At 64.1% G+C, this 14,451-nt stretch carries 15 protein-coding genes; 7 read left to right on the forward strand and 8 right to left on the reverse strand.

What is annotated here, in order from left to right; translation table 11 throughout:
• The first annotated feature begins 112 nt into the window (after positions 1–112).
• Entirely contained in the window at positions 113–2,137 is a 2,025-nt protein-coding gene (locus EXE63_RS12790; RefSeq protein WP_168142278.1) for a fatty acid desaturase, read from the forward strand.
• Between the two features lie 5 nt (positions 2,138–2,142).
• On the opposite strand, the gene EXE63_RS12795 is transcribed toward EXE63_RS12790, so the two are convergent.
• From EXE63_RS12795 to EXE63_RS12815, 5 genes are all read right to left on the reverse strand, one after another.
• Complete coding sequence (locus tag EXE63_RS12795; protein ID WP_234904472.1) at positions 2,143–3,195, reverse strand: potassium channel family protein; 1,053 nt, start codon at positions 3,193–3,195, stop codon at positions 2,143–2,145.
• 405 nt (positions 3,196–3,600) lie between these two features.
• On the reverse strand, positions 3,601–4,647 hold the full coding sequence (locus EXE63_RS12800) for a zinc-binding dehydrogenase (RefSeq protein ID WP_210000486.1): 1,047 nt from the start codon (positions 4,645–4,647) through the stop codon (positions 3,601–3,603).
• Between the two features lie 80 nt (positions 4,648–4,727).
• Positions 4,728–5,078, reverse strand: a complete 351-nt coding sequence (locus EXE63_RS12805) for a VOC family protein (RefSeq protein ID WP_168145556.1) — start codon at positions 5,076–5,078, stop codon at positions 4,728–4,730.
• 103 nt (positions 5,079–5,181) lie between these two features.
• Positions 5,182–5,928: an SDR family NAD(P)-dependent oxidoreductase gene (locus EXE63_RS12810; protein WP_168142281.1), complete on the reverse strand. Its 747-nt coding sequence runs from the start codon at positions 5,926–5,928 to the stop codon at positions 5,182–5,184.
• A 48-nt stretch (positions 5,929–5,976) separates the two neighbouring features.
• Positions 5,977–6,882, reverse strand: a complete 906-nt coding sequence (locus tag EXE63_RS12815) for an LLM class F420-dependent oxidoreductase (protein ID WP_168142282.1) — start codon at positions 6,880–6,882, stop codon at positions 5,977–5,979.
• Between the two features lie 229 nt (positions 6,883–7,111).
• Here EXE63_RS12815 and EXE63_RS32895 point away from each other — a divergent pair, with 229 nt between their 5' ends.
• The 6 genes from EXE63_RS32895 to EXE63_RS12845 all read left to right on the forward strand — a co-directional run bounded on the left by EXE63_RS32895 (position 7,112) and on the right by EXE63_RS12845 (position 12,146).
• The gene (locus EXE63_RS32895; protein WP_168142283.1) at positions 7,112–7,576 is read left to right on the forward strand and encodes an Rrf2 family transcriptional regulator; all 465 of its coding nucleotides are present in this window, start codon (positions 7,112–7,114) and stop codon (positions 7,574–7,576) included.
• A complete protein-coding gene (locus EXE63_RS12825; protein WP_168140741.1) occupies positions 7,566–8,417 on the forward strand; it encodes a helix-turn-helix transcriptional regulator in 852 nt (283 codons plus the stop codon). The genes EXE63_RS32895 and EXE63_RS12825 overlap by 11 nt, the downstream gene beginning before the upstream one ends.
• A 108-nt stretch (positions 8,418–8,525) precedes the next feature.
• A complete protein-coding gene (locus EXE63_RS12830) occupies positions 8,526–9,269 on the forward strand; it encodes an SDR family NAD(P)-dependent oxidoreductase (RefSeq protein WP_168142284.1) in 744 nt (247 codons plus the stop codon).
• Positions 9,270–9,313: 44 nt separating this feature from the next.
• Complete coding sequence (locus tag EXE63_RS12835) at positions 9,314–9,685, forward strand: VOC family protein (protein ID WP_234904473.1); 372 nt, start codon at positions 9,314–9,316, stop codon at positions 9,683–9,685.
• Positions 9,686–9,687: 2 nt separating this feature from the next.
• A complete protein-coding gene (locus EXE63_RS12840; RefSeq protein WP_168142286.1) occupies positions 9,688–10,707 on the forward strand; it encodes a saccharopine dehydrogenase family protein in 1,020 nt (339 codons plus the stop codon).
• 824 nt (positions 10,708–11,531) lie between these two features.
• The gene (locus tag EXE63_RS12845) at positions 11,532–12,146 is read left to right on the forward strand and encodes a methyltransferase family protein (RefSeq protein ID WP_168142287.1); all 615 of its coding nucleotides are present in this window, start codon (positions 11,532–11,534) and stop codon (positions 12,144–12,146) included.
• A gap of 54 nt (positions 12,147–12,200) precedes the next feature.
• On the opposite strand, the gene EXE63_RS12850 is transcribed toward EXE63_RS12845, so the two are convergent.
• From EXE63_RS12850 to EXE63_RS12860, 3 genes are read right to left on the reverse strand one after another with little or no spacing between them, the layout of a single operon-like run.
• Positions 12,201–13,571, reverse strand: coding sequence for a hypothetical protein (locus EXE63_RS12850; RefSeq protein WP_084395209.1), 1,371 nt, complete (start codon positions 13,569–13,571; stop codon positions 12,201–12,203).
• Positions 13,568–14,017, reverse strand: coding sequence for a hypothetical protein (locus EXE63_RS12855; RefSeq protein ID WP_062657364.1), 450 nt, complete (start codon positions 14,015–14,017; stop codon positions 13,568–13,570). Before EXE63_RS12855 ends, EXE63_RS12850 begins: the two co-directional genes overlap by 4 nt.
• Complete coding sequence (locus EXE63_RS12860; RefSeq protein ID WP_131805313.1) at positions 14,017–14,196, reverse strand: hypothetical protein; 180 nt, start codon at positions 14,194–14,196, stop codon at positions 14,017–14,019. The genes EXE63_RS12855 and EXE63_RS12860 overlap by 1 nt, the downstream gene beginning before the upstream one ends.
• Positions 14,197–14,451: the final 255 nt, after the last annotated feature.

Genomic DNA, 14,451 nt, shown 5'->3' on the forward strand with positions numbered 1-14,451 from the left:
ATGAACGGCCGGTTGATGTCCCGAGGACGTCGTTTTCGACTCGTACGGCTCATAGCGTTGTCCTGAGCGGTTCTCCTTACCGCGGCCGACATCGAGAGTCCCGGAGAAACCCATGTCCCTCACTGCAGCAGTGGACGACACCGCCACGGCGTCGCCCGACCGCCACGCGCTGCCGGATCCGGGCGCACCCGTGCCCAGACTGGCGCTGCCGACGGTGGCGATCCTGGTGGTCGGGTGGACGGCGTTCGTGGCGTCGACGGCCGGGTACATCCAGGGTGCAGTGCCCGCCGCGGTGACAATCGCGGTCAACGCGGTGGTGACGTTCGTGATGTTCACCGTGAGTCACGACGCGATCCACTACGCGATCAGCAGCACCCGTCGGGTCAACGGACTCGTCGGGCGCCTGGCCTTTGCGCTGGTGGTCCCGATGATCTCGTTCCCGACCTATGCGTTCATCCATATCGAGCACCACCGGCACGCCAACGACGACGTGAACGATCCCGATGCCTGGGCCTCGCATTCGCGGTGGTGGCAGATGCCGCTACGGTGGCCCTTCCCTGAGGTGATGTACTCCGGCTTCATCCTGCGCACGTTGCGCAGCCGGCCGAAGCCCGAGGTGGCCGAGACCTTGGGCATGCTCACGCTCTGCATATCCGGGTTGAGTGTCGCGATCGCCATCGGGCACTTCTGGACGCTGGCCGTGGTGTTCCTGATTCCCCAGCGCATCGGACTCATCGTGCTGTTGTGGTGGTTCGACTGGCTGCCGCATCACGGGCTGGCCGACACCCAGCGCAGCAATCGCTACGGCGCGACCCGGGCCCGGGTGGGGATGGAATGGCTGTACACCCCGCTGATGCTGTCGCAGAACTACCACCTGGTGCACCATCTGCACCCGTCGGTGCCGTTCTATCGATACCGAAAGACCTGGCACCGCAACGAGGAGGCCTACCTGGAGCGGGACGCAGCCATCACCACGGTGTTCGGTCAGCAGCTCAATGCAGGCGAGTACCGCGCCTGGAAACAGTTGAACAGCAAGCTCGGCCGGGTGGTGCCGGTGTACATGCCGCCACGGTCCAGCGCCCCGCACGCGGTGTTGCACAGCATTCCGGTGGCCTCGGTGGACCCGATCACCACCGACAGCACCCTGGTGACCTTCGCGGTGCCCGAGGCGCTTCGTGATGAGTTCCGGTTCGAGCCCGGTCAGCACATCACCGTGCGCACCGATCTCGGCGGGGAAGGTGTGCGGCGCACCTATTCGATCTGTGCGCCCGCGACCCGCGCCCAACTGCGGATCGCGGTCAAACACATTCCCGGGGGCACCTTCTCGACCTTTGTTGCCGATCACCTCCGGGCCGGCGACGTGCTGGAGCTGATGACCCCGACCGGCCGTTTCGGCACCCGCCCGGACCCGCTGGCACAGCGGCACTACGTGGGCCTGGTGGCCGGTAGCGGTATCACCCCGGTGCTGTCGATCCTGGAAACCGTGATGCAGATCGAAACCGAGAGCCGGTTCACCCTGATCTACGGCAACCGCACCAGGGAGTCCACCATGTTCCGGCACGATCTGGCCCGGCTGGAGTCCCGCTACGCCGACCGGCTCGAGATCATCCACGTGCTCTCCGAGGAGCCGCGGCACACCCCGGCGCTGCGCGGCCGGATCGACCGGGAGCGGCTGCAGCGACTACTGACAACCAGCCTGTCGCCCGACACCGTTGATGAATGGTTCGTATGTGGCCCGATCGCCATGAGCAGTGTCGCCCGCGATGTGCTGATCGGCCACGGTGTCGCCGAGGCGCGCATCCATCTGGAGATGTTCACCGGCTACCCGCAGAACCGCACGGTGAATCGCGACTATGACTCGGCCACAGTGACGTTCACGCTCTCCGGACAGCGGGCGACGGTCGCGCTGGCGCCCGGGGACTCGATCCTGGAAGGCGCCTTGCGAAGCCGCAGCGACGCCCCCTATTCGTGCATGGGTGGGGCCTGCGGGACCTGCCGCGCCAAGCTGGTACGCGGAACGGTGGTGATGGACCAGAACTTCGCGCTCGGTCCCGCCGAACTGGAGGCCGGGTATGTGCTGACGTGTCAGGCTCATCCGACCAGTCCGACGGTGGCGGTCGACTATGACGCGCCGTGATCCGGTCAGCGGAAGTCACCGTTGTTGCGGATGAGCAGCAACCGGTCCCCGGCCTGCAGGGCACCGACCTCGGGTGCGTCCACCCGGATCAACTGGCCCGCGCGCACCACGCCCAGCACGATGTCGTCGATATCCCTCGGTGAGCAACCCACCTCGTTCTCGGCCGCGTCCCGTTCTGAGATGGCGAATCCCCTATCGGGTGTCAGCAGGTCCTCGATCATCTCGACGACACTGGGGGTGCGAATCGCGACGCCCAATAGCCGGCCCGCCGTCACCGCAGAGACCACGGTCGAATCCGCACCCGACTGCCGCAGCAGATGCTGATTCTCGGTTTCCCGGGCGGCGGCGATGATCTTGGCTTTCGGGGCTATTTGACGGGCGGTGAGGGTGACCAGCACGGCCGTGGCATCGTCGTCGGTGGCGACGATGATCGCCTTCGCATGCTGGGCGCCGGCGATCCGCAGGAGATCGGCGTTGGTGGCGTCCCCGTGCACGGTGACCAGCCCGGCGCCCCTGGCGCGCTCGAGCGCGGAACTGTTCTCGTCGATGACGACGATGTCCGCGGGGACGACCTCGTCACCGACCATCGCCGCAACCGCGGCTCGCCCCTTTGTGCCGTAACCGACGACGACGGTGTGGTCGCGCACTCGGTGTCGCCACCGCTGTATCTTCAGCACCCGACGCGACTGGTTGGTCAGCGTTTCGACCGTCGTTCCGATCAGGATGATCAGGAACACCACCCGTAGGGGTGTCACCGCGACGACATTGATGAATCGAGCCGTGGGAGTGACGGGGGCGATATCGCCATAGCCTGTCGTCGACAACGAAACCGTCGCGTAGTACACGCAATCCAGGAACGACACCTCGCCGTCAGCGGAGTCGGTGTAGCCCCCGCGGTCGAGGTAGACGATGCCGGTCACCGCGGCCAGTGCGCCCAGCGCGTAGACCAGCCTTCGCAGGATGCGACGGCCCGGACTGACGAAGGTCTCCGGAATGGACAGGATGTCGACCAGCGCGGCGCGCGGCCGGCGGGACAACGCCTCATCACCAGCTACCACCGCGTGCACACCTTGCCGTCGCAGGACAAATACCCTGCCGAGCAGACTTCCCGGCGCACCGGAACCGACGTTAGCAGCACAGCCCGCCGTGAACGACTCCGGCGCGTGTCGATAGTCAAACTGGATGGCAAACGTCACCGCTTCTAGCTGCGCCTTTTCCATGATAGTCACGGAGATGGCGAAGCGGCTTTGGTCATCCAGGTGGCAAAAGTTGGAACGGTACGGTGGTGCATAACTGGGTTGTTCTTCGAGGCCGTGACAAGATCGGCCGAATCGACCTGATGGATCACAGTGCAGATCTCGCTCGGTTGCCCGTGTAACGAATCAACTCCATCCGTTTAGCACTCTCGAATAGCCGCACGGCCACATCCACTTCACTTTCCCATTGGGACTGCGTGGGCGGATCTAGGTCACGCGGAGGAGAAGTTTTCCTGCCAGGCGGCCTGATTCGAGGATACGGTGCGCTTCTTGCACGTCATCGAACGCGAGCACGCGGTCGATGCCGATTATCAGCGCGCCACGGTCGCGGGCGTCACCGATGTAGGTCTTGGCGGCCGCGAGACGATCGGGGAATTCCACGAGTTCGAAGAGGTCGACGAACGACACCGACTTGCGGTCCAACGACACCAGGGGCACGTCAACGCGAGCGGCACGGATGTCGGGCGAAGTCTGAGCGCCGTAGCACAGCACGTGGCCGAACTGCGCGGTCGCGTCGATCAACGCAGCCAGCAGTGACCCGCCCACGGTGTCGTAGACGACCTTGGCGCCGCGCCCGCCCGTGAGTGTGGATATCACGCCTGCGAGGTCTTCGTCGTCGGTAGCGATTGCGTGATCGGCACCCAGCGCGAGGATCTCGGGCTTGCGCGCAGTGGTGCGTGTCGTCGCGACCACCGTGGCGCCGAAGTCGTGTGCGATCTGGATCAGCGCGGTGCCCACCGAGGATGTCCCGGCGGTCACGATCACGGTGTCACCCGGGGTGATCGGCACTTTGGTAGCGAGGGTGTAGGCCTGCAGACTGGCCATCCACGTCGCGGTTTCCTCCTCGTCGGACCGGTCGGCGGCGACGTGGACGAGGGCGTCGACCGGTACGTCGGCGTGTGTCGCGTAAGTGCCGGTGCCCACTGTCGGTGACTGGATCGGTAGGACCGCGACCCGATCCCCTGTCTGAAAACCGTCGATTCCTGGTGCAGTCTCAGTGATTGTTCCTACTGCCTCGACACCGAGGGTCGCCGGCAGGGTGGGCTTGATGACGTAGTGGTCGCGGCGGAACAGGGCCTCGAAGCGGTTCAGCCCGATCGTGTGAATCTCAACCCGAACGTGCCCGGGCGGCAGTGCCGGGAGCTGCAACGGCACCATTTCCAGTACCTCGGGTCCACCGAGTCGGGTGAACTGCACCCGTCGCATACCGGAGGCATCACTGGCACGTGGTTGGTCAATAAACAACGGATTCATGATTTCTTGCTCCTATGAGTCGGTACTTGTGTCGCCGGCACGAAACTGTGCCGGTGACTGGCCTCCTTGCCTGAACCGTCCTACGGCGCTCCTGCCACGCAGAACACATTGCCGTCCGGATCAGCGAGGACCACCCACCCGAAGTCCGCGCTTGCCTCACCGCGGCTCACTTCGGTGGCGCCGGCGGCGATGAGCCGGGCTACATCGCGCACCCTGTCATGAGAGTGCAGGTCAAGGTGCAACCGGTTCTTCCCTGGCGTCGGGTCGGGCACATTCTGGAATCCCAGCCGCAGTCCCTGCGGCGAGGCGACCGTCACGAACTCGCCGGGCGCCGCGATGGTCATCTCGCCGGCGACGGCGTCCGCCCACCACCTCGCCAGCCGCTCGGGCTCGGTGCAGTCGAAGGTAACCATTGAGATGTCGAGCGTCAGAGTTTCGTTGTGCATTGAATTCTCCATCTGGATGTGGTGTCGGTGTGCTCGGTGAGCCCAGACCAAGTCCGCGATTCGAGTTCCCGCGCCAGAGAGGCAGGCTTCAGATGTTGGCGCCGCCGTCGATGATGAGGTCGGATCCGGTGAGAAACGACGACTGATCGGAGGCCAGAAATACTGCGCCGGCAGCGATCTCCTTGGCGTCGCCCAGTCGCCCGAACGGCGTGGTGATGCCGGCGGCTCCCTCGTCACCGAGTTCTGCCAATACGTTGCTCATGCCAGGAGTGGATACCGGTCCGGGGCACAGCGCCGAGACGCGAATCCCCCGGGGCGCCAGTTCAAGTGCCCACGAGCGGGCGAAGTTGCGGATCGCCGCCTTCGTCGCGGCGTACACGCTCATCCCGGGCTGGCCGCTGATCCCGGCGATGGAGGACATCAGCACCACCGACGCACCGTCAGGGAGCAGCGGTAGAGCTTTCTGAACGGTGAACACCAGGCCTTTGACGTTGTCATCGAAGGTGGTGTCGTAGTGCTCTTCGGTGATGTCGGTCAGGCCGATGGGCCGTCCGCTGCCGGCGTTGGCGACAAGCACATCGAGACGGCCGCTGCGTTCGGCGATGACTGCATACAAAGCGTCCAGGGAGGCCAAGTCGGAGACGTCGCCGACGACGCCGGTGATGTCTCCGCCGGTGTCGGACGTGATGTCGGCGGCCGCGGCGTCGACCACCTCCGGGCGGCGTCCGGTCAGGTAGACCTGGGCGCCTTCCGCGGCGAAGCTGCGAGCGGTCGCCAGGCCGATGCCGGAGCTTCCGCCGGTGATGAGCGCGACCTTGCCGTCGATTTGTCCCATGGTGTTTCTCCTTCAGTGTGGTGCGAGGGTGGTCGTGGGTGCCGGCTCTCAGCTGAGGTCGATGTGGTCGGCGAGTTGCTTGAGCAGGGGTCGCAACGTGTCCTCGCCAAGGCCGGCCAGCAGTGTCCGCGCCACCCCGCGTTCGGCGAACTGCTGCAATTGCGCGACGACCCGATCGAGGGCTGCGGTGTCGCCGGCACCCGCGGCGGTGAGTTCGGCGGGATTACCGGGGTAGGGCGCGGTTACTTCGATGTCCGCGGGATCACGTTGTAACCGTTCGGCTTCGGCGTTCATGATGTCCAGCAGCGGGCTGAGTTGACGCGGGTCGGTGATGCTGGGGAAGTAGCCGTCTCCGATTTCGGCGGCTCGGCGTGCCGATCGGTTGGAACGGCCACCGATGACGATCGGCACGGCGCGGCCTGCCGGTTGGGGCAGGCTGATGGCGTTGTCGAAGTTGGTGTAGGTGTTGTGCACGCTGGCTTTGGTGTCGCGCCACAGGGCGCGCATCGCCTCCACGTAGTCGTCGTGCCGGCGGCCGCGGTCGGCGAACGGAACACCTACTGCATCGAACTCCTCGACGAGCCAGCCCACCCCGACGCCCAGGAGTAAGCGCCCTTCGCTGAGGACATCAAGGGTGGCGGCCTGCTTGGCCAGTACGACCGGATTGCGTTGCGGCAGAACAATCACGCCGGTGCCGAGCTTGATATCGCGGGTGACCGCAGCGGCGAAGGCCAGCCAGGTCAGCGGGTCGGCGATCTCGACCTCTTCAGCCCCGCCCATCATCTTGCCGGATTCGTCGTACGGGTATTCAGTTTCGTAGCCCGACGGCATCACGACGTGATCGATGGCCCACAGTGACTCCAGTTCCAGCTCCTCGGCCAGGGCGGCAGTGGCGCGGGCGTGCGCTGCGCTGGCTCCGGCACCGACATTGACGGCGAACAGTCCTAGCTTCATGACCTGAAATCCTCTGTCTTGTCCGTTGTTTCAAGGCGTCGGCCTGTCGACCACCAGCTACGCCAATCGCCGACTGCCTGCGACCGGGATGAAAACGCGGGAGTGGTCTACCGGCCGACCGCTACAGCTCTGTAACTGTCTTTGTTACAGGTAACATACGTAACAGAGTTGGTTACAGTCAAGTCAGGCGTCGGGACAACCCGACGAGGAGCGGAATGGGCCCTCGGGGATGAGCACGAACAACAGGATGAGTTTGGCGGTGCACGTGCTGACGTGGATCGCGTTCGATCGCCGGGGCTCTGATAAAGAGGTCGGCACCTCACAACGCATCGCGACCAGCGTAAACACCAACCCGGTGGTGATCCGGCGATCTTTGATCGACCTCCGCGAAGCCGGTCTGGTGGAATCGAGCCGCAGCCGCGGTTGGACGCTGACCCGCGATGCGTCGAAGATCACTCTGCTCGATGTCTACAACGCCGTTGGCGGCGGTGAGATCTTCGGCATGCACGCCTCACCACCAGACGCCGAATGCTATGTGGGATACGGGATTCAACCGGTCCTCACCCGCGTCTACGAACGCGCCACCACCGCGCTGCGCGACTCGCTGGCCACCACGACCATTGCCGACATCCTGCGCGACACCATGGCCCAATTCGAGATCGGCAGCGGAGCGGAGATCAACCGTGGCCCCTGACAATTCACCCTCTGAACGCAATCAGCTCGGTGACTTTTTACGCGCGCAACGAGCCCGCGTCAGCCCTCACGAGGTCGGCCTACCCGCCGTCGGCGGCAGACGGGTCCTGGGCCTGCGGCGCGAAGAGGTCGCCGTCTTGTCCGGTGTCAGCGCCGACTACTACGCACGCCTGGAACAAGGCCGCGAACGCACGCCCTCTGCCCAAGTCATCGATGCGATCTGCCGCGCAATACACCTCAGGGCGGATGCGCGCGAACATGCCTTCCGACTGGCCAAGCTCTCCCCCACCGCAGAACGCACCACCGAGACCATCAGCCCGGAGCTGCTCCAGACCATGGCCGCATTCCCCAGAGCGGCCGCCTACGTCACCAACCCGGCCTTCCGGGTTCTCACCGCCAACCCGGCCGCCACCGCCCTGATCGCCCCACTGCAGCGACGCGACCCCAACGTCCTGGCGGCACTGTTCCTCGACCCCGCCGCGCAGGACTTCTATGTCAACTGGAGTGATGTGATCAAAGCCTCGGTCAGCGCCCTGCGCCTGTCCCAAGGCGCAGCTCCTGCCGACCCAGAAGTCGCCGCGCTCATCGCCCGGCTGCACCGCGACAGCGCCGACTTCCGCCAGCTGTGGGACGACCACGCAGTGGCCGGCCTCACCGTCACGCAGAAAACGATCCGCCACCCCGACGTCGGCCTTCTCCATCTGAGCTACCAGACCTTCGATGTCCGAAGCAGCCCCGGCCAGCAACTGACGGTGGCCACCGCGGCACCCGGATCACCGAGCGCCGACGCGTTGGCCCTGCTGGGAGCACTCGACGCCACCCGCCGCCACGAACGCATCTAATCGGCCCGAATTGGTTCCTAGGTGCAGCGCACCCAGGAAGACGCACCCTTCCCCAGCAGTGGCGACGCTGGTTGACTCAGCGTCACCACCACTTGAGAAAGGCACACCATGAGCATCGTCCTGATCACCGGAGGCAGCCGCGGTATCGGCGCAGCGACCGCACTGGCCTGCACCCGCCGCGGCATCGGCGTCATCCTCACCTACAACAGCAATCCCGACGGCGCTGCCGGCGTCGTCGACCGCATCACCGAAGCCGGCGGCACCGCGGTCGCATTGAAACTCGACGTCGCAGACAACACGTCGTTCCCGGCATTCGGTGAGGACGTCCGCGCTGCACTTCAAACCACTTGGGGCCGAACCACATTCGACTACCTGGTCAATAACGCCGGCTGCGGCCTCTACAACCCGATCACCACCGTCACCGAAGCACAGTTCGACGGACTGTTCAATGTCCACCTCAAAGGACCGTTCTTCCTCACCCAGACTCTGCTGCCACTCATCGCAGACGGCGGCCACATCGTGAACATGACCAGCGCCACCACCCGCGTGGCCACCGCCGGAGTAGCGCCCTACGCCAGCTTCAAAGGCGGACTCGAAGTGCTCACCCGGTACCTGGCCAAGGAACTCGGCGACCGCCGCATCCGCGCCAACTCCATCTCCCCGGGAGCCATCCGCACCGAACTCGGCGGCGGCCTCAACGACGAATCCGAGAACCTGCTTGCCGCCCAGACCGCACTAGGACGCGTGGGCGAACCGGAGGAGGTGGGCACCGCTGTAGCCAGTCTCCTGGCCGACGACAACCGCTGGATCAACGCCCAGAACATTGAAGTCGCCGGCGGCTTCAACATCTAACGGGGAAAGAGACCACGGACATGCTGGATCACATCTTCTTGTCGGTGAGCGATCTGAATCGCTCCATCGACTTCTACACCGCAACACTTGCGCCACTGGGCATCACCACCCGCTTGGACTACGACGGAAAGGACGGCCCACCAGGGCACCCCGACCTGAAAGGTTTCGGCGCCCATGGGCGGATGATCTTCTGGCTGCGCCGCGGAACGGCCGACGGCCACGCCGCCCACGTGGGATTCGTCGCCGACAGCACAGCGCAGGTCGACGCCGCCTACGTGGCCGCCATGTCCGCCGGCGCCTCCGACAACGGACAACCCGGAGCGCGGATGCACTACGACCCGCGCTACTACGCAGCCAACGTGCTGGATCCCGACGGCTACAGCCTCGAATTCGTCTACAAGAGTTGGCAGCACTGATCATGCCCACACTGATGATCTACGGAGCCACCGGCTACACCGGCCGCATGGCTGCCGAACACGCCGCCGCAGCCGGGTTCGATCTCGTCCTGGGCGGGCGGAACCACACTTGCGTCTCAGCACTGGCCGACGAACTCGGGGCCGACCATCGAACGTTTGACCTCGACAACGACGACGCCATCGACGCCGCACTGTCGGACATCACCGTCATCCTCAACTGCGCCGGACCGTTCATGCGAACCGCGCGACCACTCATGGAAGCCTCGATCCGCACACACACCCACTACCTCGACATCGCCGCCGAACTCGACGGATACCACATGGCCGAAGAACTCGACGCGACCGCTCGCGACGCCGGAGTCATGTTCCTTCCCGGAAGTGGCGGCAGCGTCGCCATGCTCGGCTGCCTCGCCGGCCACGCCGCACAACGCGTCAACAATCCTCAGCACCTGCACATCGCGCTACACGTGGCCGGATCGATGTCACGGGGATCAGCCATCAGCGCCGCCCAGAATCTCACCACAGACTGCCTGCAACGCCTCGACGGTCACCTCATGGCCCGCAACCCTGACGATCGACGCGACTTCGACTTCGGGCGCGGACCGACATCCTGCTCTGCGACAACACTTCCCGACCTGGTGACCATCTGGTGGGCCACAGCCATCCCCCACATCGAGACCTTCGTGCACGTATCCGGAGACGCCTTCCCCCAAGGCGACCTCGCTGCCCTTCCCGAAGGCCCCTCAGCCCAGCAGCGGACAGCCAACCGCTACCACGCCGCCGTGGAAGTCACTGGAGCGGACGGCACGGTGGCGCGCTCGGTCCTCGACACCGTCAACGGATACACCTTCACCCCCCTGGCCGCCACTGAGGCCGCACGCCGTGTTCTCGGCGGTGAACATCATCCCGGATTTCACACTCCCGCAGGGTTGTTCGGCACCACCTTCGCAGAGACCATCGCCGACACCCGAATCACGGACTTGCATGCGGACGCCTCCAGATCCGTCCACAAGGCCGTCTAACCGCCGCACGGTCGCCACCGATGGGTTGTCATCTGCCTGTCGACCGAAACTGGACGGGAGCACGCCCATGTAATAGCGACCGCGACAGCCCCGATTATGCGTCTGATGATCGATCAATAGACGACTGAGACAGGTGGCGTCTAAATCAACGCCCATCACAACGTGGCGCCTCCGCATCCACCACCCCTGGGGGCGATACGGAGGGCGGCTAAGGCCTTCATCATCGAAGTGTCATCTGCGACATCTGGTGACATCTCAAATGACCAAATGACATCCACTTTGACTATCGACAGCAGCGGCGGGGGGGCGGCTGGTATGGCAAATTGCCGATCACTTCTTTGGCAATCGACAGCGGGAATTTGCCCCACCGAGCCTATCGGTCTGACGACACCAAGGTCGGCTACATAACTTGTCATCCAGATAGCAACGTTGCCATCGGTTGCCATCTCAAATGACGAATTGCCATCGAGTTTGACTATCGACAGTCAGTGTCGATTGTCAAACTGGATGGCGAACGTCACCGCTTCTAGCGGCGCCTTTTCCATGATAGTCACCGAGATGGCGGAGCGATTTCGGTCATCTAAGTGGCAAAAGTCGGAACGGTACGGTGGTGCCAGTCGTGGGCCCGCCGTCGGTCTGGCGTTTGCAGGCCACTCAGTCCGATGCCCGGGCGCATTCCCATATTAGTATAGACATATGCGCATATCGCTATGTATCCTTAGCGTGGCCGCGGAGCCACGAAAGAAGCACGGAAAGCCTGATGAACCACAGCGACCGGCGCAGGCTTCCAGAACCGCCGCCTCGACCACTGAGGAACTCGCGATATGGCAACCGCAGCACTTGCTCTTTACGGGATATTCATCGTCTCGGGCTTCGGATGGCGTAGTTATCGCCAATGGCGCCTCACGGGTTCGACAGGCATGCGGGGTTTTCACGGCCGCCCCGGATCGTTGGAGTGGCTCGCCGGCGCCGGATTCGTGGTGGCGATCTTGCTGGGCGCTCTGGCCCCCCTGCTGCAATGGTTGGGTGTGCTGTCGCCAGTGGCCTGGCTTGATCATTGGGCGGTGCACACGCTAGGAGCTTTCGCAGCGATCCTGGGCATCGCCGGGACACTGTTAGCGCAGGAGTCGATGGGCGAGTCATGGCGCATCGGCGTCGACGCCAGCGAAACTACCCGACTGATCGACAATGGGGTCTTCAAACTGGTTCGAAACCCCATCTTTACCGCCATGCTGATCTTCGGAGCCGGTGTAGCGCTCCTCGCTCCGAATGGGTTGGCGTTGCTCGCCTTCGCCACCTTGGCCACGTCCATTGAGCTACAGGTGCGGATAGTTGAAGAGCCCTATCTACGGCGGACGCACGGCTTGCATTACGCGGAATACACCAGCCGGGTGGGACGCTTCATCCCTGGACTCGGTCGAAGTTCCACGACTGTCTGAGTTGCGCATGCAGGCAGGCGCCGTTGCCCCACTGCTTCGTGCCCGGTCGCTGTCTTAGCCGCCGAATAAGAGGTAGAGCCCCACGAAGGTGTAGCCGACCATAGTGAGCATCATGGCGAGTTGACCGCTGATTTGATGCCGCACAGGGAGGACCTGCAGCGCCTTGTCGTGTGCAGCGATGACCGCCACGATGTGGCCGACGACCACGCATGCCACTTTGATGGTCCACAGCACCGAGGGGTGCTCAGAGAGCACGTACCAGACGTCGGTCCTGTCGAGACCAAACAGATGCCATCCCCGTCCCAAGGGGTCAGCGAGCCGAACCACCGTTTCCTGCCCGCGCTCGACCAGGTACGACAGATAGTGGGCGAAAATGTAGCCAACAACGATGGGGATCAGTGAGTGGGCCAGTTGTCCCGGCAACTGCTGACGCTGCTTCCGATCGACCCCACCTGTAGCCCGTGCGGCACCGCAAAATGTAACTCCTACAACCGAAACGAAGGTGAGCAGTCCTACGGTTCGCACCAACGAAGCCCCTGCGCTGTCGCTGAGTACCGGTAGCGAGGAAGCATGGCGATCGACGAAGTTCCTGAAGGTCGGTGATTGGGAGAAGCTGTCGAAGGCAGTCGACCCGAGCAGCACCGCTAGGACCGCCACTGTCCCCGGCCGGACGGGCATTGTGGGCAGGTGATCGAGGGGGTTGATCAACGAGACCCGTCCTGTACCGGCATTGCGGGCAAAAGGTGCGAGCCGAGAGACCGCAACGCTGTACACCTCGAACGGATCTGCTCGCGAGAACCACTGCGAGCCGTACACGCATGCCCCGAGACCCATGACTAGGGCGTAAATCAACAGCCAGGCTTTGATTGCCGACGTAGACCCCGGATCGGGGGCGGCTAGTTCTAGCCAGACGAACGCGAATAGCCCCAATACCGCTGGCCAAAATCCCCATAATTCTGGGTATTTTCGCCGTGGCAACGACTCCCCGTTTCCATGGCGCGCCATGCCGGCCAGACGATAAACGGTGCGTACCGGCGAGATGATTCGCCACAAAGGTCCCACGCACACCGAAATGGCGACCAACCCAACCCACAGAAGCACGTAGAACACACCGGGGAGTGGATTGCCGCTTCCTGTGGGGCCCCATACCGACGACGCGGCCACCCAGATGGTGAACAACAGTGCCGCCGTCGCCGCGGTCCAGCGCACTGCCGCGGAGTCCACGACGCGGGTCACCCATGCAGGCAGCTCATGTCCAGAATGGGCGGGGTCAAAGCGAGGTTTTCTCCATGCCAGCGCCACGATGGCGAAAGTTGCGGTCAGGGCCCAGGCCGCGCCGATCAGGGCGAATGACAGTGGCACCGGCAGATCGGTGGAGCCGCCCACGCCGTGCGCGAGCACGGTAACGCTTTGGCGCACCGTTATGGCCGGACTTCGATCGTCAAAACCGTGCGATCAAGATCGTGGAGTTCTACATCTACCCGGCCGGGAACATCGACGGTGAACTCGAACTTCTGTCCGGAACCGGCCTGGATGTCAAAGGTGTACTCCGGCACCGAATGCACGTGAAGTTGATCTGCGACGTCGCTGTCGATCATCAACACGATCGGTCGACCGGCAACAGCTTGGGCCTGGCCATTCGTCGGAGTCACGACGCCGCCGGCAATGCCAACATTGATCACGGTGCTAGCTGTGTCTTCTGCAGCTGCCGAAGCGGTGGCGGGACCCTGGCTCGACTGCGTGACCGTGGTCTCGCCGGGGGTCGGACTGCCCGTCGTCTGAGAGGCTTCCGGTGGTGCGCCGCAACCAATTACGAAGGCGCATGTCGTCGCGGCGATAGAGCTGCGGAATTTCTGTCGGCGATTGTTCATCACTGTCCTTCCGCCGCTGAGGGCGGCGCTTCCGGCACGAGTGGATCCGGCGGACGGCGGCGGTCACGACGGATGACGAAAGCAACCACGCCGGCGACCACAAATGCTGGGACGAAGGCCGGCAAGGCCATCCACAGACCCACGTCGGTGGCCATCAAAATGACCGGTGGTGCGCTCATCGTGGTCCTCGGGCGACGAGCCGGCGTGGAACCGCCCAACCGGGGCTACACCAACTGGCCCTTCCCATGGAATTGGCCTCCGCTCTGTTCGCGCCGCCAGCGCCGGTGCCATCTCGTCGGTACCGACTATCGGTCGAACTTGTCTACCACCGACTACACAGCAAAGCGATGACCTACCCGCGAGGTTTGCAGGAAAGATACGCAGTACCGCGGGTGGCCCCGGTTTGGCAGCGGTTTATCTGCCAGGGGTTCGGC

It is taken from the genome of Mycolicibacterium frederiksbergense (assembly GCF_012223425.1).
GTDB lineage: Bacteria > Actinomycetota > Actinomycetes > Mycobacteriales > Mycobacteriaceae > Mycobacterium > Mycobacterium frederiksbergense.